Annotated in this window: 21 protein-coding genes and 2 riboswitches; of the genes, 6 read left to right on the top strand and 15 right to left on the bottom strand. The window is 49.6% G+C overall.

All coding sequences use genetic code 11. From position 1 onward, the window contains the following. The 5 genes from ACM6JA_RS31045 to ACM6JA_RS31025 are packed head-to-tail and all read right to left on the bottom strand — an operon-like array spanning position 1 to position 4,124. A complete protein-coding gene (locus ACM6JA_RS31045) occupies positions 1–828 on the bottom strand; it encodes a carbohydrate ABC transporter permease (RefSeq protein WP_007720517.1) in 828 nt (275 codons plus the stop codon). 26 nt (positions 829–854) lie between these two features. Continuing rightward, on the bottom strand, positions 855–1,811 hold the full coding sequence (locus ACM6JA_RS31040) for a carbohydrate ABC transporter permease (protein ID WP_414855505.1): 957 nt from the start codon (positions 1,809–1,811) through the stop codon (positions 855–857). Then, on the bottom strand, positions 1,811–2,878 hold the full coding sequence (locus ACM6JA_RS31035; RefSeq protein WP_007720513.1) for an ABC transporter ATP-binding protein: 1,068 nt from the start codon (positions 2,876–2,878) through the stop codon (positions 1,811–1,813). The genes ACM6JA_RS31040 and ACM6JA_RS31035 overlap by 1 nt, the downstream gene beginning before the upstream one ends. Before the next feature lie 6 nt (positions 2,879–2,884). After that, complete coding sequence (locus ACM6JA_RS31030) at positions 2,885–3,547, bottom strand: HAD family hydrolase (protein WP_414855504.1); 663 nt, start codon at positions 3,545–3,547, stop codon at positions 2,885–2,887. Beyond that, the gene (locus ACM6JA_RS31025; protein ID WP_007720024.1) at positions 3,525–4,124 is read right to left on the bottom strand and encodes a glycerol-3-phosphate responsive antiterminator; all 600 of its coding nucleotides are present in this window, start codon (positions 4,122–4,124) and stop codon (positions 3,525–3,527) included. Before ACM6JA_RS31025 ends, ACM6JA_RS31030 begins: the two co-directional genes overlap by 23 nt. A gap of 298 nt (positions 4,125–4,422) precedes the next feature. On the opposite strand from ACM6JA_RS31025, the gene ACM6JA_RS31020 reads away from it, so the two are divergent. Both ACM6JA_RS31020 and ACM6JA_RS31015 read left to right on the top strand, forming a co-directional pair. Beyond that, positions 4,423–6,147, top strand: coding sequence for a SulP family inorganic anion transporter (locus tag ACM6JA_RS31020; protein WP_414855503.1), 1,725 nt, complete (start codon positions 4,423–4,425; stop codon positions 6,145–6,147). Between the two features lie 24 nt (positions 6,148–6,171). Next, positions 6,172–6,498, top strand: a complete 327-nt coding sequence (locus ACM6JA_RS31015; RefSeq protein WP_414855502.1) for an ArsR/SmtB family transcription factor — start codon at positions 6,172–6,174, stop codon at positions 6,496–6,498. Between the two features lie 343 nt (positions 6,499–6,841). Here ACM6JA_RS31015 and ACM6JA_RS31010 read toward each other — a convergent pair whose 3' ends face one another. The 7 genes from ACM6JA_RS31010 to ACM6JA_RS30980 all read right to left on the bottom strand — a co-directional run bounded on the left by ACM6JA_RS31010 (position 6,842) and on the right by ACM6JA_RS30980 (position 14,992). After that, positions 6,842–7,567, bottom strand: a complete 726-nt coding sequence (locus ACM6JA_RS31010; protein ID WP_414855501.1) for a nucleoside phosphorylase — start codon at positions 7,565–7,567, stop codon at positions 6,842–6,844. A gap of 1 nt (position 7,568) precedes the next feature. Continuing rightward, positions 7,569–8,234, bottom strand: coding sequence for a sulfite oxidase-like oxidoreductase (locus tag ACM6JA_RS31005; protein ID WP_414855500.1), 666 nt, complete (start codon positions 8,232–8,234; stop codon positions 7,569–7,571). Positions 8,235–8,275: 41 nt separating this feature from the next. After that, positions 8,276–9,190 carry an ABC transporter permease gene (locus tag ACM6JA_RS31000; RefSeq protein ID WP_414855499.1) on the bottom strand — a complete coding sequence of 305 codons (915 nt, stop codon included), beginning with the start codon at positions 9,188–9,190 and terminating at the stop codon, positions 8,276–8,278. Further along, the gene (locus ACM6JA_RS30995) at positions 9,177–10,247 is read right to left on the bottom strand and encodes an ABC transporter permease (RefSeq protein WP_414855498.1); all 1,071 of its coding nucleotides are present in this window, start codon (positions 10,245–10,247) and stop codon (positions 9,177–9,179) included. Before ACM6JA_RS30995 ends, ACM6JA_RS31000 begins: the two co-directional genes overlap by 14 nt. Then, positions 10,222–11,751 carry an ABC transporter ATP-binding protein gene (locus tag ACM6JA_RS30990; RefSeq protein WP_414855497.1) on the bottom strand — a complete coding sequence of 510 codons (1,530 nt, stop codon included), beginning with the start codon at positions 11,749–11,751 and terminating at the stop codon, positions 10,222–10,224. Before ACM6JA_RS30990 ends, ACM6JA_RS30995 begins: the two co-directional genes overlap by 26 nt. Before the next feature lie 138 nt (positions 11,752–11,889). Continuing rightward, positions 11,890–12,918 (bottom strand): BMP family lipoprotein, encoded by a 1,029-nt coding sequence (locus ACM6JA_RS30985; protein WP_015893739.1) that lies wholly within the window; start codon positions 12,916–12,918, stop codon positions 11,890–11,892. A gap of 200 nt (positions 12,919–13,118) precedes the next feature. After that, a riboswitch (SAM riboswitch) is annotated at positions 13,119–13,241 on the bottom strand. A 275-nt stretch (positions 13,242–13,516) separates the two neighbouring features. After that, complete coding sequence (locus ACM6JA_RS30980) at positions 13,517–14,992, bottom strand: methyl-accepting chemotaxis protein (RefSeq protein WP_414855496.1); 1,476 nt, start codon at positions 14,990–14,992, stop codon at positions 13,517–13,519. A 155-nt stretch (positions 14,993–15,147) separates the two neighbouring features. On the opposite strand from ACM6JA_RS30980, the gene ACM6JA_RS30975 reads away from it, so the two are divergent. Together ACM6JA_RS30975 and ACM6JA_RS30970 are read left to right on the top strand one after the other, a co-directional pair. Then, complete coding sequence (locus ACM6JA_RS30975; RefSeq protein ID WP_017252478.1) at positions 15,148–15,765, top strand: DUF3298 and DUF4163 domain-containing protein; 618 nt, start codon at positions 15,148–15,150, stop codon at positions 15,763–15,765. A 201-nt stretch (positions 15,766–15,966) separates the two neighbouring features. Further along, a complete protein-coding gene (locus tag ACM6JA_RS30970; RefSeq protein ID WP_414855495.1) occupies positions 15,967–16,380 on the top strand; it encodes a MarR family winged helix-turn-helix transcriptional regulator in 414 nt (137 codons plus the stop codon). Between the two features lie 50 nt (positions 16,381–16,430). Here ACM6JA_RS30970 and ACM6JA_RS30965 read toward each other — a convergent pair whose 3' ends face one another. The 3 genes from ACM6JA_RS30965 to ACM6JA_RS30955 all read right to left on the bottom strand — a co-directional run bounded on the left by ACM6JA_RS30965 (position 16,431) and on the right by ACM6JA_RS30955 (position 18,638). After that, on the bottom strand, positions 16,431–16,706 hold the full coding sequence (locus tag ACM6JA_RS30965) for a hypothetical protein (protein ID WP_414855494.1): 276 nt from the start codon (positions 16,704–16,706) through the stop codon (positions 16,431–16,433). After that, the gene (locus tag ACM6JA_RS30960; protein ID WP_414855493.1) at positions 16,681–17,031 is read right to left on the bottom strand and encodes a hypothetical protein; all 351 of its coding nucleotides are present in this window, start codon (positions 17,029–17,031) and stop codon (positions 16,681–16,683) included. The genes ACM6JA_RS30965 and ACM6JA_RS30960 overlap by 26 nt, the downstream gene beginning before the upstream one ends. 173 nt (positions 17,032–17,204) lie before the next feature. Beyond that, on the bottom strand, positions 17,205–18,638 hold the full coding sequence (locus ACM6JA_RS30955; protein WP_414855492.1) for an NAD(P)/FAD-dependent oxidoreductase: 1,434 nt from the start codon (positions 18,636–18,638) through the stop codon (positions 17,205–17,207). Between the two features lie 52 nt (positions 18,639–18,690). After that, a riboswitch (purine riboswitch) is annotated at positions 18,691–18,790 on the bottom strand. Between the two features lie 292 nt (positions 18,791–19,082). On the opposite strand from ACM6JA_RS30955, the gene ACM6JA_RS30950 reads away from it, so the two are divergent. Further along, a complete protein-coding gene (locus ACM6JA_RS30950) occupies positions 19,083–20,270 on the top strand; it encodes an amino acid deaminase/aldolase (protein ID WP_414855490.1) in 1,188 nt (395 codons plus the stop codon). After that, entirely contained in the window at positions 20,258–21,574 is a 1,317-nt protein-coding gene (locus tag ACM6JA_RS30945; protein ID WP_414855489.1) for a D-arabinono-1,4-lactone oxidase, read from the top strand. The genes ACM6JA_RS30950 and ACM6JA_RS30945 overlap by 13 nt, the downstream gene beginning before the upstream one ends. Positions 21,575–21,600 lie beyond the last annotated feature (26 nt).

The raw sequence follows: 21,600 nt of genomic DNA, 5'->3' as shown, positions 1-21,600 counted from the left end.
TTATTTGGATTGATAGATGAACGCTTTGATAATATGCCGTTGTGCCACGAAGAAAATGACGAGAATCGGTAGAATGAGGATCATGTTGCCCGCCATCATGACGTTCCACAATGTGCCGCCGTCGGACATGTGCAAGCTGGATATTCCGATCGGCAAGGTGCGCACCTCGTCGCTGTTGGTCATAATCAGCGGCCAGAAATAGTCGTTCCAGTGGTAAATAAAGCTGAATAGTCCAAAAGTGACCAGCACAGGCTTCGCCATCGGCACCATGATCGTCCACATGATCTTCCATTCGGACGCGTTATCCAGACGCGCTGCCTCGATCACTTCATCGGGCACCTGCATGAATGCTTGCCTGAGGAGGAAGATTCCGAATGCACTGGCTGCGTACGGCAGGATGAGCGACCATAGTGTGTTGACGAGTCCCCAGCCACTCAATTGCACGTAAATCGGCAAAAAGATGACTTGTCCGGGAATCATCAAGACAATCAAGACAAGACCAAACAACAGATTGCGACCGGGAAACTTGTAGCGTGCGAAAGCGTAAGCCGCAGGCACCGCCGTTAAAAATTGCAGGATCAAAATGCCTACCGCAACCAGAATGCTGTTCCACGTATACATAAGGAACGGACCTGATTCCCACGCTTGGGCGAAGTTGCTCCACTCCCACGTCTCAGGCAAAAGCGTCGGGGGAAATTGCCGGACCTCTGGCATCGTTTTGAAAGCCGTCGATGCCATCCACAGAAACGGGAACACAAACAGGAAAGCCACGATCAAAAGCCCAATCCATTCCACTGTCTTGCGTGAAGCCAAAACCACTCGATACATGCTGCTCCTCCTTTCTCACGAGTTCATCAGCGATAATGCACGCGCTTGGACATCACCAGAAAATGCACAGCTGTTAAAATCCCTACCAGTATCAGCAAAATGACAGAGGCAGCCGAAGCAATTCCGCCATTGTAGAAGTCCATGCCCTGCTCGTAAATGTAGTAGACAAGCATGTTTGTACTATTGATTGGACCACCCTGCGTCATAATGGCAATCGTGTCAAACGCTTGAAAGGATGAGATCGTATTGATAATGAGCAAAAAGAAAATCGTCGGCGACAGCATCGGTATGGTAATCCGCCTCAGTGTTCGCCACCACGGTGATTGATCGAGCGCTGCTGCCTCGTATATATCGCCCGGGATGCTTTGCAAGCCTGCGATGAAAATGAGCGTGTTATAGCCGACACCTTTCCAAATGCTCACGATAATCAGTGACAACAAGGAGCTTTTCGGGTCAGTCAGCCACGTATACGCAGGCAATCCGACCGCTTCCAGTCCTGCGTTCAATAGGCCAAACTGCGGGTCCATCAGCCACATCCACAGCATCGAGACAGATACCAGCGAAATGATGTGAGGACTGAAGACAGTCGCCTGAATAATGCCGTAAACCTTCGCCTTTTTGTTCAGCCATAGTGCGAGCAGGAAGGATAGCGTCAGGCCGATCCCCACTGTCGCAATGGTAAAGACCGCAGTATTTCCCAATACTTGATGAAAATCTCCGTCTACCATCAAGTCCTGATAGTTTTGCAAGCCTACCCATTCCATTTGCTCCAAATTGATCAATGACCAGTCCTGAAAGCTCAAATAGATGATCGAGCCAATCGGGTAAAAGAAGAACAGGACAAAGCAAATCAATGCGGGTGCCAGATACAAGTACGGTCGCAGTCGGGATGAGAGCTCAGACCATGCAAATGCCGACGGACGCACTTCTGTTTTCGACTGGCTTACACCCGGCAACTCCTGTACAGTTGCCGCTTTTCGCATCAGCTATCCCCTCCTGCACGTGTCGATACAGGCTCTCGTCCACTCATGCGACCCACTCGTTTTCCGCTTCCTTTTTCGAACACATATATGTACTCCCACGGTACAGTGACAGTGACTGAGGAGCCGACCTGCATCGCTACCTCCGAGTCCGCTTTGACGATGACCCTGCCTTTTTCCGTCTCTACATGAAGGAGCGTGTCTGAGCCAAGAATTTCCCTGGATACGACCTGACCTCGTGCATTCCACATCTCTTCGCTCGTAATGGCAGAGACAGCAGAAGGCAACAACACTGCTTTTTCCGGGCGGAATCCCCATACGTGCTCGCTCTTGCCCTCCGCAGAAACAATGTTCATCGGCGGAGAACCGATAAATTGGGCAACAAACAGATTTTCCGGCTCCTGATACAAATCCATCGGGGTCGCTACTTGCATAATGTGTCCGTCATTCATGACGACGATCTGATCGCCCATGGTCATCGCCTCTACCTGATCATGTGTCACGTAGATGAAAGTACTACCGAGCTGCTTGTGCAGGCTGGTCAATTCCACACGCATCTGATTTCGCAGCTTCGCATCGAGATTGGAGAGCGGCTCGTCCATCAGGAAGACCTTTGGCTTTTTCACCATAGCCCGAGCGAGTGCAACACGTTGCCTTTGACCACCGGAGAGCTGAGAAGGCTTGCGTTTGAGATAATCGGATAGCCCGACGATTTCCGCGATCTCCTCTACCAGCACCTGACATTCCTTTTTCGATGTTCCACGGTTTCTCAAGCCATAGGCGATATTGTCATACACGTTCATTGTTGGGTAGAGGGCGTAATTTTGAAAAACCATCGCAATATCACGCTTGCCAGGTGGCAATTGGTTCACCGTTTGATCACCGATCATGATTTTGCCGTCCGTCACTGTTTCCAAGCCAGCGATCATCCTGAGTGTGGTTGATTTCCCACAGCCGGACGGACCTACCAGAACCGTAAAGGAGCCGTCTGGAATGACCAAATCCAATCCTTTGACCACGCTTTGATTCTGAAAGGCTTTCGTTACCTGCTCCAACACCACACGTGCCATCTGTTTTTATTTCCCTCCTTGTGCTTTTGCGGCCAGCATTTCCGTAACAAATGCCTCGAAATCGGCGTAGCGGTAATCTGGAGAAGCGTAGAGCCATTTCTCTTGTCCATACCACTCCAGCACGACAGATTGCACACCCGCTCCTACCGCAGCCAGTACATCGTAGCGACTGTCACCAATCATCATGGCTTGCTCGGGACTTTTGCCTAGCGCTCCCAACGCTTTTTGTACAGGCTCAGCCGACGGCTTGCCTCGTGATACATCATCGACGGTGACGATTGCCTCAAACAGATGCTCAATCCCCGCCATCTCCAGACCAGCCAATGTAAACTCCCGTTGCTTGTTCGTGACGATCGCCATCGTAAAGCCCGCCGCCTTCAGCTTTTCCAACCCTTCGCGAACAAACGGAAACAGTTTGACGTGTTCTTCATGATGCTCCCGTACATAGGCGAAGTATCTCTGCAGCACTTCCTTTTTGTCAGGGACACCTGCTGCTGTAGCAACTGCCGCCAAAAAATCATCAAACGATTCGCCAAAACGCGCGAGCAACTCTTCCCTGCTAAAATGTCCCGGTGCGTACTGCTCAGCCGTAAAAGCAACGGCATCCACGACCGCATCCCGACTGTCCAGCAAGGTCCCGTCCAAATCAAATAACAACGCTTGAATCAAGGTTCTTACACTCCTTCCACAGCAGGGGACTTCCGACTGAAACAGCTGTCGCTCCATGCTTTAATACTTCCTCCATCTGTTCCCGCTTGCGAATCAGCCCGCCAGAAATGATCGGGGTATCGATAACACTTCTGAATTCTTCGATAAACTCCGGCAGCAAACCAGGCATCAGCTCAACAGCGTCAGGCTGTGTTTCCTGCAAGGAGGTTAGGCCTGATTTAATCGAGTCGCTATCGACCAAAAACAAACGCTGAATCGTCAGCAGGCCTTGCTTTTTCGCTAGCTTGACCAGTGTGTTGCGCGTAGTGACGATCCCGTCTGGCTTGACGTAATGCGCCAGAAATGCGATGCCTTCCCGGTCATGGCTGATTCCGCCAATCCGCTCCAAATGAAGAAATACAGGGATATTTTTCGACTTGAAATAATCCACGTAGCCTTTGATCACACCAATGTTGCCAATCGAGAGTACCGCAGCACTCAAATTTGCCTCTGCCGCTTTTTCCAGGTGCTTCGCTTCTTTTACGGAAGCGATCAGCTTGTACTGTGCCAGTCTTGCATGAAATTGTTCCTGGTTCACTCGCTTTAAGCCTCCTTATGCCCAAGACAAAAAACCCTGCGACATGACAATGCCAAAGAACTCTCGATGAAAGTGCTTGGAAAGGCTGTCGGGGGTTTCTCCATGGCTCCAACCGAAGGGATGTGTTCACTTGTTACTTTGAATAGTACTGTACGAGCGTTAAGGAATCTTGAAGCGAATGTTAATAAACGGAAAAGTTCATGTAAGGATGGAATTGACGGAACGGAAGAGCGGATGTATGATCCATCTATATTCAAATAATCAAATATTCGAAAATACGAAAAGAAGGGTTGCAATCATGAAGTGGGCGCCAAGATTCGAAGGCTACGATCTCGTTTCCTTTCGAAAAGACTGTGTATCAGGGTTAATCGTCGGCATTATCGCGATACCATTGGGGATGGCATTTGCTATCGCCTCCGGAGTAAAGCCTGAGTACGGGATTTACACGACCATTATCGCCGGCATATTGATTTCTCTCTTTGGCGGTTCCCGCTACCAAATCGGAGGACCTACTGGCGCTTTTATCCCGATATTATTTGCAATCGTCATGCAATACGGTTATGCAGACTTGCTCCTCGCTGGATTCATGGCTGGGATTCTCCTTGTTCTCATGGGGATTCTACGGCTGGGCGGGCTGATCAAATTCATTCCGCGCCCCGTCATCATCGGATTCACTTCGGGGATTGCCGTTATCATCTTTTCCGGTCAAATTGCCAACTTTCTCGGTCTGGAGCAGTTGCAAAGACATGAGGATTTTTTGTCCAACATGTGGGAAATCGTCCTTCATCTAAACACGATTAATCTATACAGCGTAGCCATTGCGATTTTGAGTCTCGCCCTTATTTTGGTGACTCCCCGATTCTTCCGTAGCATACCGGCCTCTCTCGTTGGACTCGTAGTCTCTAGTGTCGTTTCCGTCCTCTTTTTGGAAGGAAAGGTAGCGACGATTGGCTCTACCTTTGGAGAGATACCGAGTACATTACCCGGCTTTCATTTTCCTGAAATCACATGGGACCGTGTCCAAAAGTTACTGAGTCCAGCTCTAATCATTGCTATACTAGGAGCGATAGAGTCTTTATTGTCAGCTGTCGTCGCCGATGGAATGACACGCAGTCGCCACAACAGCAACCGGGAATTAATCGGCCAAGGAATTGCCAACATCGTGACTCCGTTATTTGGGGGAATTCCGGCTACTGGCGCGATTGCGAGAACAGCCACTAACATTCGAACCGGGGCAACCTCCCCCATGTCTGGCATCATTCATGGTCTGGTTGTTTTGCTCATCCTCGTGCTGTTCGCCCCTTACGCCTCGCATATTCCATTGGCGAGTATGGCGCCGATCTTGATGCTGGTTGCCTGGAATATGAGTGAGCGCAAGGAATTTGCCCACATGCTAAAAGCGAAGACGAGCGATTCTCTTGTGCTGGTGCTCACCTTCCTTTTGACCGTTTTCACCAATTTAACCGTCGCCATTGAAGTGGGATTGGTGCTGTCTATTCTGTTATTTGTCAAACGAACGCGCGATAGCTTGCGGGTAGCTCAGGTGCTGCCTGATCCCTCTTCCAAAAACGACAAGGTCATGCCTCATATGGTTACCGAGGGGCACGATTGCCCGCAAATCAGCATCTACACGATTGAGGGTCCACTGTTTTTCGGGGATGCCGACTTGTTTGAAAGCTCCCTCATGCAAACCCTTCAGCGACATCCAAAGGTATTGCTACTGCGGATGGGAAAAGTCCCCCTGATGGACATGACCGGGGAAGCGAATTTGTCCCGGATTGTGAAACAATGTATGGACCAAGGGACAACGGTCCTTATTTCAGGAATCCAATCTGGCCCCAAGAAAATCTTGCAGCGTACGGGGCTATATGGCCTCGTAGGCGAAGCTCACTTTTTTACTCATACTGGAGACGCGATAGCGTATGCCCTCAGTCTACTGGATACCGGGAAGTGCCTGGGATGCAAGCATTTTGCCTTCCGCGAATGCGCGCGCCTGTCCGCTCCTACTGACACTTCCACATGATGTTACGATCGGAGGAACCTATCATTGAATTTGGAACTACAGCAATTTAAAGCGAATTTTTTCAAGGCGTTGGGACATCACCTGCGAATTCGGATTCTGGAGCTGCTGGCGGAAGGGGATAAGAATGTAAACGAGCTTCAGACACTCATCGGGAGTGAAGGCTCCGCTGTTTCCCAACAGCTGGCCATTTTGCGGAATAACAATATCGTGTACGGAACGAAGGACGGAAACAAAGTCACGTACTCGCTGCGTGATCCGATGATTATTGAACTGTTGAGTGTGGCCAGACAAATTTTTAACAATCACTTGATTGATACGATTTCTATGCTGGATCGGTTTAACGAGGAATAATCGCTTTGGTTTGAGTCAACATAGGGGAGGAGAAGAAAAAGCACAGGTCTCTTCGACTCTGACACGCCAGCAAGGGGGATTCACTGGCCGTCTACACTGCAAAAAGGGGACCGTCGAGCCAAAGCCACCCTACGGGCGGAAGCTTCTCAAGGAAGAAGTGTTCGACAAGCGTGGTCCCCTTTTTGCAGTTCCGACTGGGGTGGCGTTGTCAAGGTCTACGAGCCCTGTGCTTTTTCTTCTCGCCAGCTTTGTTGGTTTATCGATGCCTTTTAAAACCTTTTAAAACTTAACCGCTATTACAAAAAAGCCCAGGACCTTTGAAACGTCCTGGGCCTACCTATTGTTACTGGGAAACGGTAATGACTGCATCCAATGCGATCAACGCTTCGGCTTCAATGGCTTTTGCCATCACATCGGTGTGCGGGTTATACGATTCGATTAAGTCTGCATCTGCATACCCGTCAATCGCCAAAATAGAGCCTGCCTTCATACCGCGAAGCGCCGCAATCACGAACAGGGCGGTGTTTTCCATCTCGACTGCCAAAACGCCTGCTTTTTGGTACAGCTTGTGCGGGAACTCCAACACTCCACTGTAAAAGACATCAAGTGTCAGCGTGATTCCTTCGAATACCTTCAAGTCTGATGCATTTGCTCCTACTGCTTGTACAAGCGCCTCAACGACATGGCGATTGGCAACAGCCGGGAATCCCGCCGGAACCAACTGACTGGTCAAGCCGTCTTGGCGAACCGCTGCGGAGCTGATGACGAGGCTGCCTGTCTCGATTTCCTTTTGGTATGACCCGGCAGTTCCTACACGAATGATGACCTGAACGTCGCCCTTCGCCAGCTCCTCGAAGCATACGGCTGCTCCGGGGGCGCCTACACCATGGCTCACTACCGCTACCTCTACGCCTTTCCAAGTACCCGCATAGCTGTGATACTCGCGGTTTTCCCCGATTTGACGCTGATCGTCGAGTTTCGAAGCAATCAAGGCTGCCCGTTTTGGATCACCGCACACGATGACACGCTTTGGCAGTTGTTCTGGATCTACTTTTAGATTCGTCAACATCTCAATCGAACTCCTTTTTCTCCCACTCATCCTCTGGTATCGGCAACGCTTCACCGGAGAACCGCTCTTCACGAAACGGGTCTGCGATCAGGTGAAAACCATTTTGCTCCCAGAAGCCGGGCTTGTTTTCCGTCATAAATTCAATTCCTCTGATCCACTTCACGCTTTTCCAGAAATACAGATGAGGAACAACCAGGCGAAGCGGCCAACCGTGCTTGTCCGTCAGTCGCTCTCCATCAAAGGAGTGAGCCAGCAGCACATCATCACGCTCCAGATCAGCGAGCGGCACATTGGCGGTATAGTCGTGATCACCGTGCAGCATGACGAAGTTCGCTCGCGGAGTCACACCAATTGCTTGCAAAAAATCACGAAAACGCACGCCTGTAAACGCATTGTCAAAACGGGACCAGCGCGTCACGCAGTGAATGTCGCTCGTCACTGTCACCTGTGGCATCGCCATGATCTTTTCGTAGGTGAGCGTCACTTCCCGGTCTACCTCACCGAAAACACGCAGTGTCCATTCGTTCATGTCATACACCGGCACGTCTCCCTCATGCAAAATGGGAAAGCGCTCTGTCAGGATTTGTCCTGGCGGAAGTCGTCTGGCGAGTCCCGGTCCCACTGGGGCGGGTACTTTCATTTTTTTGATCCGATCTGCCTTGTTCATATCGCATTTCCCCCTGTCTACGCTGTCTATATGGCCTGTGTTTAACGGGTGCTTTGCTGATTGTCGCTACCGATCTGACTCTTGTTCTTCAAGAAGAACATTGCCGCAATCGTCAGCACGTATGGCAGCATGGCCGTAAATTGCGTCGGAAGCGAAAAGCCCTGCAAACGAATACTAAGGGCATCCATCAACCCGAACAAAAAGCTCGAAGCCAAAATACCGAGTGGATGCGACTGCCCCATCATCATCGCTACCAATGCGATAAAGCCCCGGCCAGCCGTCATACCTTCTGTAAACATCGTGACTTGCCCCAGTGAAAGCTGTGCCCCTGCAATCCCGCACAAGGCGCCACTCATCACAATCGCCAGCACCTGAAGTCCCGTCACTTTCAGACCGAGACTGCGTGCCGCAACGGGATTCAGACCAACTGCGAGGACGCGGAAGCCCGTAACCGTCCGATAAAAGAACACATACAACAGAATCGCAGCCAAAAAGGCAAAATACACGAGCGGCGAATGACCAGAGACAATGCCTCCGATGACCGGAATATCGTGAATGAAAGGAATCTCGACGGTTGGCAAGCCAGCCATATCCTTATCGTAAAACGCTCCTTTGACACCGAAGATCGCCCGTAGTGCAAATGTGGTCAACCCTAGCGCGAGAAAGTTAATCGCCACACCGACAACGATTTCATTCGCCCTAAGCTTGATTGTCATGTACGCGAATAAGAGCGAAAAGACAACGCTGACCAGCGCTGCAATCAAAACGGCCAGAAAGAGATTACCGGTAAAATGATTGCCGACAATCGCGGAAAAGGCACCGACCAGTACCAATCCCTCCAAGCCAACATTAAAAATTCCGACACGTGCGCAGAGCGCTCCACCCAAAGCTGCCAACAAAATCGGCGTGACCATCCGAATGGTAGAACTGAGGAGGGACCAATCAAAGAGCTCCATGCGATTCCCCTCCTTTTGCCTTCCGCTTTTTCCACCAGTCGTAGCTGAACTTGGCGGAGATGAACAAAATCAATACGGCTTGTATAACACTTGCCAACTCCAGCGGCACATCCGTATTGCGCTCTACACCCATGGCTCCGGTCTGAAAAGCAGCAAGCAGGATCGAAGTCACAATGATGCCAAGCGGGTGGGAGTTCGCAAGCAGAGCTGCCATCAGGCCCGTCCAGGCGAACCCAGGTACAGTCAGGGCACCGTCAACAAAACGATAGTGCGCCCCCATTACCTCAACGGTTCCCGCCAAGCCAGCCAATCCACCACTGGCAAACATCCCGGTAAGCATTACCCGAATCCGATTAATTCCCCCGTATTGGGCAAACAGCGAGTTTTGACCCAGCATCTTCACTTCATAGCCAAAAGGCGTAAAACGAAGGACCCAGAACAACAAGAGCGCTGCAACGATCGCAAACAAAAACCCTGCATGCACGCTCATTCCCGCAAACAGCTTCGGAAGCCAAGCGCTTTTCTCCAGCATGACGGTCTGTGCCAGTGCCGCAGAACCCGAGCGATCCCGAAATGGCTCTGTCACGAGATAGCTCGCAAACAATACCGCAATATAGTTAAAGAGCAACGTAGAGATGAGCAACGGAATGCGAAAGCGTGCTTCCATAAAGCCCGGCAACAACGCCCAGAAGCCGCCGACCGCCATTCCTGCGAAAATACCCGCCACAATTTTGATCATTCCTGGCGCTGGCAAATAGATCGCGACTAACGCAGCACTGACAGCACCCAGCACCATTTGCCCTTCTGCCCCCAGGTTGAATACCCCTGCCCGAAATGCGAGGGAAAGACCCAAGGCAATCAGCATGATAGGCGTGGCTCTCGCTAAGGTAGACGTTAAGAAATAAAAACTGCCAAAGGCCCCTTTCCACATTTCCTGGTAGGTGCCCAAGATCGATTCGCCAACTGCAGCAATGACCAGCGCCCCGGTCAACAAACCGATGACGACAGCCAATAACGGCTGAACCAATGACTTAGATAGCTCTTTGATTGCTGCCATGAATGCTTCCTCCCGCCATGATCACGCTGATTTTTTCTTCGGTTGCCTCCAGGCGTGAAAGCTCTCCAGCGATTCTCCCTTTATACATGACCAAAATCCTGTCAGACAAGGCGAGAATTTCGGACAACTCGGAGGAGACGAGCAAGATCCCGTCTCCCTGATTGCGCTTTTCGATCAGCGCCTGATGGATGTACTCCATGGCACCAATATCCACCCCTCGCGTAGGCTCAGCCGCAATCAAAAACGGGGTTTCCTGTCCCAGCTCCCTTGCTACGATCAGCTTTTGCAAGTTTCCACCTGACAGATTCCCTGCCAGCTCCTGCAATTGTCGGGAGCCTGTCTTGATGGCGAACTGCTCAACCCAGCCTGTTACGACTTGGCGGAATTTCTCCCGCAAAACAACGCCGCGACGGTTGTAAGCAGGCTTTCGCTGATAGCCCATCAACGCATTTTCCTCGACGCTTGAGAGTTTGGCCGTTCCCCACAAGTAGCGATCCTCCGGAATATGCGCCAAGCCGGCATCCCGAATGGTAGCTACTGATTTGTTCGTCACATCCTTGCCGCCTAACCGCACCGTGCCCTCCTGTGCCGCTCGCAAGCCGCTGATCGCTTGCAGCAGCTCGGATTGACCATTCCCGGAAACACCTGCGATTCCTACGATTTCCCCGTGGTGCACGGTAAAGCTGACTTGATCAAGCAGTGTCTGCTTTTCTCGAACCGTGAGATTCTCCACCTGCAACAAAGGGCCTTTATCCAGAGGAACTCGCTCAGCTAGCTCCTGCAATTCACGTCCGACCATCAGTCTGGCTAAATCGTCCGCATTGGTTTCTGTACGGGATACCGTTCCCGTCACTTTTCCTCCGCGCAGTACCGTAATACGATCAGCTACCTCCATGACCTCCTGCAACTTATGTGTAATCAAAATGACGCTCTTGCCGCTCTCCGCCAGGTTTCGAATCGTTTGCAGCAGGTCGCGTACCTCCAGCGGAGTAAGTACAGCGGTCGGCTCGTCCAGCACGATAATATCCGCTCCCTGATACAGGACCTTCAGAATCTCGACCCGTTGCTGTTCCCCAATCGAGCAATTCTCTACCTTGGCCTGCGGATGAATCGGAATGCGATACTGCTCACTAAGCACACGCACCTTGTCCTCCGCGTCATTTCTTTTGAAAAAACCTGCTTGATTCGGCTCGTATCCGATCACGATATTTTCAGTCACACTGAATTCTCCGAAGAGCATAAAGTGCTGGTGAACCATCCCGATTCCATTTCGAATCGCGTCCTCTGGTCCGCGAAAAACAACTGGCTTGCCGTTTAACACGATCTCTCCCGACGTCGGTTGCTCCATCCCGTACAGCATCCGCATCAGTGTCGTTTTGCCCGCTCCATTTTCCCCGACAATCGAGTGGACTTCTCCTGCTGCCAGTGAGAACGACACCTTGTCGTTGGCGGTAAAATCTCCGTACTTCTTGGTCATGGCCCTCATTTCCAAGCGATCGGTCATTCCCACTCCCTCATTTCTGTACGTCCTTTTATGAAAATGGAAGACCGACTACACAGCCGTAGTCGGTCACATCCATCACTGTGCACAAGCTATAAATAACCGTTCAAAAAGTTGGCTTTTCAGCACCGAGCTGCCTTTTTAGAACTGGTCTGGTACTTTGCGAGTGCCCGCTACAATCTCATCGTTGATCGCTTTCACTTTATCCACCACTTCTTGTCCAATAAAAGCGTTCAGCGGCGTTTTGCTTTCGTGCGTGACATAGGTTACGCCAACACCTTTTTCTTTCAAGCCGTACGCAACAACACCTGGTTTGAACGTTCCTTCTACAAAGGTCTTCACCGTTTCATATGCTGCCGCGTCAGTCCCTTTCAATTGGGACAGAACAATATGCTCTGGATCAATCGTCGTACGGTCAACGTCCTGACCTGCTGTGAAGAAGCCTTTTTCCTTCGCTGCTTCGAAAACGCCGAGGTCGCCTACTGCTGCTGCACCGTTAATGAAGTCAGCGCCTTTGGAAGCTTGGAGCAACGCCAATTCCTTCGCTTTTGCCGGGTCAGTGAAGCTACCTACATAGTTGACCATCAGCTCTGCTTTTGGATTCGTCGCTTTCAAGCCCTCTCCGAAGCCAACTGTCCATTTTTTCAACTGCGGAATATCAAGAGCGACAACCATACCTACTTTGTTCGTTTTCGTTGCCAGACCTGCTGCTGCTCCCACCAGGTAAGCCGCTTCCTGCTCGCGGAAGGTAACACTACGAACGTTTGGCAAATCCACTACAGTATCAATAATCGCAAAATTACGATCAGGATTTTCGGTAGCTACTTTTTTCAATGCATCCTCTGATGTAAAGGAAGAAGTGATGATCAAATCATAATTTTCTGCAACAGCCACGCGCAGATTTTCTTCAATCGCTCCATGGTCCGTAGATTCAATCGTTTTCACTTCTGCGCCCAGCTCTTGTGCGGCTTTCTTTGCACCCTCATCCATTTGTTGGAAGAACGGATTCACACCGATTTTCTCGGGCAAAATCAAGGCAATTCGCTTTTTGGCCGCGCCCTCTTGTCCTGCTGCTTGTCCTCCTGGCTGATCTGCAGGTGCGCTTGTGCCAGTCGAGCACCCTGTTGCCAATACTGCGAATGTCGTTAATGCCAGCAATAACTTCTTCATGATGTATCTCTCCCTATCCGAACTTTACGTTTTTCTTTATCCTATTAGGTAATGTACGGCTTTTTACCCATTTTTTCAATACTATTTACGAATATTCTCTTATAAAATTAATTTATCGTTCGTTTATTTCCTCCTTCCTTTTACAAATACAACAAAAAAACTCTTCCCGGAGGAAGAGTTTGCGTACGTAGCCGTTCTCTTCCTCATCTGTCAAAACCATGGTACAGGTTTTGCAGGAATTGGCACCTTTCTGTTCATGCATAGACATGATCAGTGGTTGCCGGGCATCATCGGGCCAGTCCCTCCGCCGCTCTTGATAAGGTAGGTGAATATATTTAGTTACAATGGAATTCATTCTAGCAGAACGGTTCAAAAATGCAATTCTTTTTTCTCAATTCCAAACACTTCTATAAGTAAATAAAAGTTTAAAAAGTCGTCTTTTCAGCACCGAGAAATTGGCGAGAACCTGAAGAAGGAGGAGCGGAGTGTAGGAGACCTACATGAGCACCGGACTTCGAAGGTGAACGTCAATTTCGATGCCGAATCAGCTTTCAGAACTACTTCGTGATCAAAAGACGACTTTTTAAACAACCTCTAACTAATTTACGTGAAAGGTTTGCTGGAGACGATGAGACAATGTATTCAGCTCGCCCAGCTCTTCCGTAATCTCACGCACTTTTTGATGCTGGTTTTCTGCTGTCGCAAACAGCTCTTCTAAGTTGGCTACGGATTCCTCGGTTACGGCTGTAATGGTCGACATCTCGATGGCAACTTCGCCGGAACGCACTTTTACCCGGTCCATGCTGGAGCTTACTTGATCAGCTGCTTCCAGGAAGGCCATCATCCCGGCACGCACTGCTTCGATGGAGGCCACTGTTTTCACGGCCAGCTCTTGGCCTTTTGCAACAGACGTTTCCCCATTGCTCATATGCTGCACCGCATTCTCACTTTCCTGATGGAGAGATTTCAGAATGTCGGTAATTTCCTGCGTAGCTGTCGCGCTTTGTTCCGCCAGCTTGCGTACCTCATCCGCTACAACAGCAAATCCACGTCCATGCTCGCCTGCACGAGCCGATTCAATCGCCGCATTCAGCGCCAAAAGATTCGTTTGTGTCGCGATCTGATTAATAGCGCCGACAATTTCCTCTACGCGATTCGCCTGACGATTGAGCTGGTGAATCGTAGAGGCTGCTACATTAACTGCCTGCACAATTTGCTCCATCTGCGAGGACAGCTCGTTCATCATCTGAACGCTTTCTGTCAGACGACGGTTGTTTTGTTGCGATTCCGTTTTCATTGAGTTGGTCTGTGTTGTGACTGCCTCGATTTCCTGGTCGATGGATTGAACCTCTTCTTCGATCTTCACCGTAGAATTCGCCTGCGATTCCATACCTGTGGCGACTTCCTTAAAGGCTACCATCATTTCATCTGTATTGCGCTTCGTACCTTCCGCATGCTCATGCACATGATCGCTTGTACGATCCAGCTGCTCCGTCATTTGCTGGATGTTCAAAAGCATTTCTCCCAGACGGCGCTCCTTCTCTTCCGCTTCCTGCCTTGCGTCATCAGCTTTTCGCAAGGAGGCTTGTCCGGCGAGACACAGATACGTGACGGCTCCCATCATCATGAGAATCGTGACAATACGCATAAGCAAATTGAGCTCTGAAAAATCACCCTCGAAAATCTCGTAGGTTCCTGTGTAGAACCCAATAACCGTAACAATGATTTGGGTAATTCCCGCTGTTACGACTAGCTTCCAATCCAAGTAGGCTGCCAAAAAGCCCATGACGATAAAGGCGAGGAAGGTAACCTCCTGGTAATCGGTAAAGTGATCGAATGAAATCGCATAAAACATGAGTCCAATTGCTACCAGATAACGAATCACATGACTATCTTTGCGAATGAAATAATACGGCGAAACAATTAGAGTGACCAGCAATCCCAAGGACGTCACTTTCCAGAAGTTCACATCCACTTGGTAGGCAATGAGTCCCGCCATCCACAAATGATTCCATAGGATAAAAATCATAAAGCCTTCTTTGTCAGTCAAGGTATTGCGAATCAGTTGAATCATAACCGCCCCCCGTTTCCTTTTTACTTATGTATCGGATTCTTTCCCCATTATATAGCCAAACCTTTGCCAAATTTGTGAAAAAAGTAAGAACAGCCAAAAACAATTTCGAATAGGCTATTACACAACTCTCACGTACAGGAGGCAAACGGAGAAAAGTGGAACTCAATCAATTGCCAGCTACTGTGCTGACACGGACGATTAGCCGTCCGAACACCACGATTTACTATCCCCAATTGGCAGGCCTAGCCAACCAACAAGCGGAAAAAGATATCAACCGGGCGATTTATCAAACGGTTCAAGGCTTAATTCACGAGCAACAACGGGTCCAGGTACCGGGAAATACAGAAATGCAAGGAAGCTACGAAATCAAGACAAACGAACGCGGTATTTTCAGCGTCGTGTTGAGCAACTACGCCTACACACCACAAATGGCTCACGGCATGACCTTCCTCGGGTCGATCACCGCAGATATCCAAACAGGCAAGCTGTATACGCTGCGTGAATTATTCAAGCCAGGAAGCGATTACGTCAAGGTAATTTCCGAAAACATCAAGCGTCAAATCAAAGAAAGAAGCATCCCCACACTCAATGGCTTTACTTCGATTAAGCCCGATCAGGATTATTACCTCGCCGACAAAGCACTGGTCATCTACTTCCAGTTGTACGAAATTACGCCTTACTACGTCGGTTTCCCCATGTTCCCCATTTCGGTCTATGAACTGGAACCGCTCATCAATGAAAAAGGACCACTGAGCATCTTGTCCGCAGATTAATCCTCCACCGTATTTTTCAGCCAGGTGAGTGTCTTCTTCCATGACACTCGCCTGGTTCTATTTGTGTCAGAAAATCCATTATTTCGCCATCGAATAAACGTTTACTTATATGTACGAAACTGCTAGTATGTTATTGTACATATTTACTTAAGCAATAAAGTGTACGATATATCGGACCAGCTTTCCTGGAGGTATATACTCATGCAATATTATGGTCATCGAATTAGCCAAACCGCAAGAATATTCAGTAAATCGTTAAATGGGACTATGTCTCCCATGGGATTATACAGTTCGCAATGGGGTATTATCCTTTGCTTGCATTATCGCGAATCGCTCACCCAGGTTCAATTGAGTAACTACCTGAATGTGGAAGCGCCGACGATTACCCGGACACTCACCCGATTGGAAGAGATGGGCTGGATTATTCGCTCAGAGGGCGATGACAAGCGTGAGCGCTATGTGTCCTTGTCCCCGCAAGCAGTCGAACGGTTCCCGGAATGGCTGGAGGCTGCCAAAGAGCAAGAAGAGCTGGCACTCCGCGGCCTTGACGAAGCAGAACTCGCTATTTTTAACCGCGTATTGAAGAAAATGAACGATAATTTGCAGCCATCGTAGCAAGTAAAAAATGACTTCTCCCAAAAGCAGTTTGGTGAAGTCATTTTTTGTTAACCATTTTTCCTTGTGCTATGGATGATGGTGTTGAGCTCTTGTTCCAATTGAATCAGTTCAATCTGTATCTGTTGCTTTTGCAATTGTTTTTTCTGTTGCAGCACTTGTTTTTTCAAATCGTTTGATTCCTTGTCATTTGCCTCGTTCGCTGTAGAAGTATCCTGGTCCGGTTCCACCTGTCCAGTCGAGCCTATCGCAGCTAGGAAGGCACCCAGAACTGCAATCCACCCGCCTACCGCTACCAGCTCATTCGCCAGATTTTTTTCGATCATCCTTCTTCCCTCCGTTTTTGGATGGATTCTCCTGTAAATTCTTCTTTATATCTTGAACACTTTCTCGTAATTGGGAAATTTGCTGTTCAATTCGTTTAAACTGCATATCTTCATCGTTGTCATTGCCATTTTTGTTTTTCCCATTGATTTGCTTGTTTAATTGGATGAGGGGCTGTATCGACTTCTCATTGTTGTTGTTGCAGGCAGGCTTGTGACTTAATCTGGTTGTTTTATCAATGGCGAGTATGACAAAGCCAATCGAAATAATCCAAAGTGCTATTACAGCGGTATCATCATCATCACAAAAAAACATAGATACCTCCATGCCAACAAAAAGTCGTGGTTTGATTATTGGCCCTTCTATACAATACGCTTCTGCCTAATTCCTCGTGACATCGGGACCATCACTTTCCTGATGTTGTTCTGTCATGAAAAAAAAAGCTCCCCACCAAGCACAAGCGTGCCCGGCAAGAAGCCTATTTGTTATGATCGTATTCGTTATTGCATGCGCTTCGCGATATTGCGAGCCATCCAGACCCCAGCAGCTCCCGCCTGTGCCAGACCACGCGTAATTCCGGCACCATCCCCGCCACAGAATAATCCCTTGATTTCTGTTTCGAATTCCTCCGTCAGTTTTGGACGTGCCGAGTAGAATTTCGCTTCTACTCCGTAGAACAAAGTGTGCTCGGAAGCGATTCCTGGCGTTACCTTGTCCAATGCTTCCACCATCTCGATCAAACTTTTCATCGTATTGTAAGGCAACACGAGTCCCAAGTCACCCGGTACCGCTTCCTTCAGAGTAGGCTCCAGGAAGCCTTCCTTAATGCGCGACTCTGTAGAACGGCGACCGCGCAAAATATCGCCGTACTTTTGCACGATGACCCCACCGTTTGACAGATCATTCGCTCGCTTGCAAATTTCTCTCGCGTACTCATTCGGCTTGTCAAACGGCTCTGTAAATGTATGAGATACCAAGAGCGCAAAGTTCGTATTCATCGAGCCCAGCGCTGGGTCTTTGTAAGAGTGCCCGTTTGCCGCCATCACTCCACTGTGGTTTTCCACGACCACGTGACCGGATGGATTGCTGCAAAACGTCCGTACACGCGTTCCGACAGATGTATTGAAAATGAATTTTCCTTCGTACAAGTGCTCATTGATTTCGCGCATGACGACATCGGACGTCTCCACACGTACGCCTACGTCGACTTGATTGTTGTACATTTTCAGGCGGCGCTTTTTCAGGATATTCGTCAACCATGCGGAGCCATCGCGGCCCGGTCCGATTACCACGTAATCAGCTTCATACTCTTGGCCGTTTTTCAAGACGACACCTTTTACCTGATGTCCGTCTGCTTCTTTCACCGTAATGATGTCCTCGACCTCTGTCTTGAACATCATGTCGATATGCTTCTTCAAATGCTCGAAGATCGACTGGAGAATCTCCAGGTTTTGCTCCGTTCCCAAGTGACGCACCTGCGCTCGCAACAGCTTGAGTCCTGCTGCATAGCCACGCTGCTCGATGCTCTTGATCGTCTCGGTGGTCGGGTCCGTAATCGATTGGGTAGCTCCATGCTCCAAATTGATTTCATCCACGTATTTGATCAGCCCAAGTACAGTGGAAGGGCTGAGATAATCTGTCATCCAACCGCCAAATTCGGTGGTGATGTTAAATTTACCATCGCTATAGGCGCCTGCTCCACCAAAACCACTGGTAATCGAACAGGCCGGCAAACAGCCTGCGAATTCTTTTTTTCCTGCTGGCGGCGGGCAGAGCTTGATCTTTTCTTCCAAGATCGGACAGCGTCTGCTATAGATGTCATGCCCTTTATCAATCAACAGCACCTTGGCATTCGGTGCTTTTCGCATTACCTCGTAGCATGTAAAAATCCCTGCTGGTCCTGCTCCTACAACGATCACATCATACTTGTTCATTTCGTTCCCTCCCCAAAAAAACGCAAAAAATTCCCGGCCGACGAATAGGGTATACCAAACCTGCCCTATTCGTAGCCGGGAATTTACGGTTCCCTGTAGAGACCCTCAAACCATATTTCTGAGGATATACGAATACAAATCACTATTTCATTCGTCAAGCCTGTGTTGTTCTTCACAACAATATGTATCGTAGCTTATAAGGTGAATCAAGTCAACTGAAAACAACCTATTTATTCGTATTTTAAAGTTGTTTTTATCATAAACACGCCTTTACAATTCGTAAATGCACCAGAATCCGAACATTAAAAAACGAACATTCGTTATTTCTGTTCATTCCCCTCATTTGTCAGGAAGGAATCAAACACAAACGAATAGAACAGATAGAATTTTATGAAATATTTACAGTTCTTCAAATCCGAATTCAAAAAAGGATGAGGCCTGTACATGCGGGATTATCGCTATTATCAGTCTGCCTTTGCCGGTGTTCCCAAGCCGTTCGCTTTCGTCGACCTAGATCTGCTGGAGGAAAATGCGGAGCAAATCAGTTTGCAAAGCAATGGAAAACCCGTTCGAATCGCGAGCAAGTCGATCCGAAGCGTTGCCATTCTCAAACATGTATTGCAGTTGGACGATTGCTTTCGTGGTCTCATGTGCTATTCCGCTCCTGAGGTGCTTCACCTGTGCGAAGCAGGCTTCGATGACCTGCTACTCGGCTATCCGCTCTGGGAAAAAAGCTGGCTTTTGTCAATCGCCTCTGAGATTAAGAATGGACGCTCCATTACTTTGATGATCGACTCTCTCCCACATGTCGAACAACTCGAACAAATCGCCCGGGAAACGGGAACCAGACTGCCGATCTGTCTCGATATCGACATGTCGTCTGATGTGTTGGGGCTGCATTTCGGCGTCTGGCGCTCCCCTCTTCGCTCTCTCGAGGCGTCGCTCTCCCTTGCCAAGCGCGTTGCTTCCTCCGATCATCTCTACCTAGATGGTGTCATGGGGTACGAGGCTCAAATTGCTGGCGTAGGGGATCGATACCCTCGTCAATTCCTGAAAAACAGCATCATTCGCCTCCTCAAGCAATATTCCGTGAAAGAAGTGGCTGCTCGACGTGCCACACTGGTGCATGCCATTTGCGAGCTAGGCATTTCTCTCCGCTTCGTAAACGGTGGAGGAACGGGCAGCTTGCACTTGACCGGGAAAGAAGACGCCATTACAGAGGTTACAGCAGGCTCCGGATTTTTTTCGCCTGGACTCTTTGACTACTTTCAAGATTTTCGGTTTCATCCTGCTGCAGGATTTGCTCTGGAGATTATTCGCAAGCCCACAGAGCATATCTACACATGTGCCGGCGGGGGCTACATCGCCTCTGGTTCTGCTGGGCGTGACAGACTCCCCAAGCCTTTCTTGCCAGCGGGAGCGAAACTGTTCCCCAACGAAGGAGCAGGTGAAGTACAGACACCGATCCACTATCAAGGCATGGAAACGCTAGAGCTGGGAGACCCGATCTTTTTTCGCCATGCCAAAGCAGGAGAGCTCTGCGAACGTTTTACCCGGCTGTATTGCATCTCTGGCGGGAAAATCATCGAGGAAGTGACCACCTATCGGGGGGATGGATTATGCTCACTGTAAAGAAGCACGCGAATCACTGGACCAATTGGACAGGAAATGTACAAAGCCAACCGAAGCAAGTTGCGATGCCAGGGTCCGTGGATGAGGTCGTGCAGCTTGTCCTTGCTTGTAAGAAGGCAGGTACACGGATTCGAGTCGTCGGCTCCGGTCATTCCTTCACTCGGCTCGTCCAGACAGAAGACTGCTTGCTATCCTTGGATCATCTCCAAGGAATCGTCAGTGTAGACCCGGCCTCTGATACCGTTGAAGTCTGGGCAGGCACCAAGCTCAAGACACTCGGACACCTCCTGCATCAAGCGGGCTACTCTCAAGAAAACCTCGGAGACATTAACGCCCAGTCCATTGCAGGGGCCGTCAGCACCGGGACACATGGCACAGGCATTCATTTTGGCAGCATCTCCACGCAAGTCGTCGGGCTGACAGTCGTGACCGCATCCGGGGAGGTTTTGGAAGTATCCGAGCAATCTCGTCCGGAGCTGTTCAAAGCCATGCAAGTCTCTCTCGGTCTCTTGGGCATCATCGTACGCGTCAAGCTTCGTGTCCTCCCAGCCTATCGCCTGCGCTACCAAAGCCGTCGCATGCAGCTAGAGGAGTGCCTGTCCTCTCTGGAGACGTTTAAAACCGAGCATCGGCATTTTGAATTTTTTATCTTCCCGTATTCGGACACCGTTCAAGTGAAATTCATGAACGAGACCCACGATCCCCCTAGCGGCAATCAACGATGGAGCTATTTGAAAAAAATGGTCGTGGAAAATGGGCTGTTTTGGCTCTTGTCCGAGAGCTGCCGATTGCGCCCTTCTCTCACCAAAAGCGTCAGCAGGCTGTCCGCCCAAAGCGTTCCCTCTGTCCATGAGAGCGGCTACAGCCATCAGCTTTTCGCCACTCCTCGCCTTGTGCGTTTTTACGAAATGGAATACTGCTTACCTGCTGAGCATATGGGCGATGCCATACGGGAGCTGCGTAAGGCGATTGAGCAGGAACGCTTTGCCGTTCATTTCCCGCTCGAATGCCGGTACGTCAAAAAGGATGACATCTGGCTCAGTCCCGCCTATGAGCGTGATAGTGCCTTCATTGCCGTCCACATGTACAAAGGCATGCCGTACGAAGCGTATTTTGCCCGGATGGAGGAAATTTTCGCCCGATATGGCGGACGTCCACACTGGGGGAAAATGCACAGCATGACCGCCGCGCAGCTTCATCAGGTCTATCCGCGCTTGCCCGATTTCCTCACCATTCGCTCTGAGCTCGACCCTGACGGCTTGTTCGTGAACCCGTATTTAGCCGAGCTGTTCGGCATCTCCTGAAGACTACAAAAATGCCCCGACCATTT

The sequence above is a fragment of the Brevibacillus sp. IT-7CA2 genome, from assembly GCF_949767855.1.
In the GTDB taxonomy this organism is placed as follows: domain Bacteria; phylum Bacillota; class Bacilli; order Brevibacillales; family Brevibacillaceae; genus Brevibacillus.
This window is presented reverse-complemented; position numbering and strand designations above follow the sequence as displayed.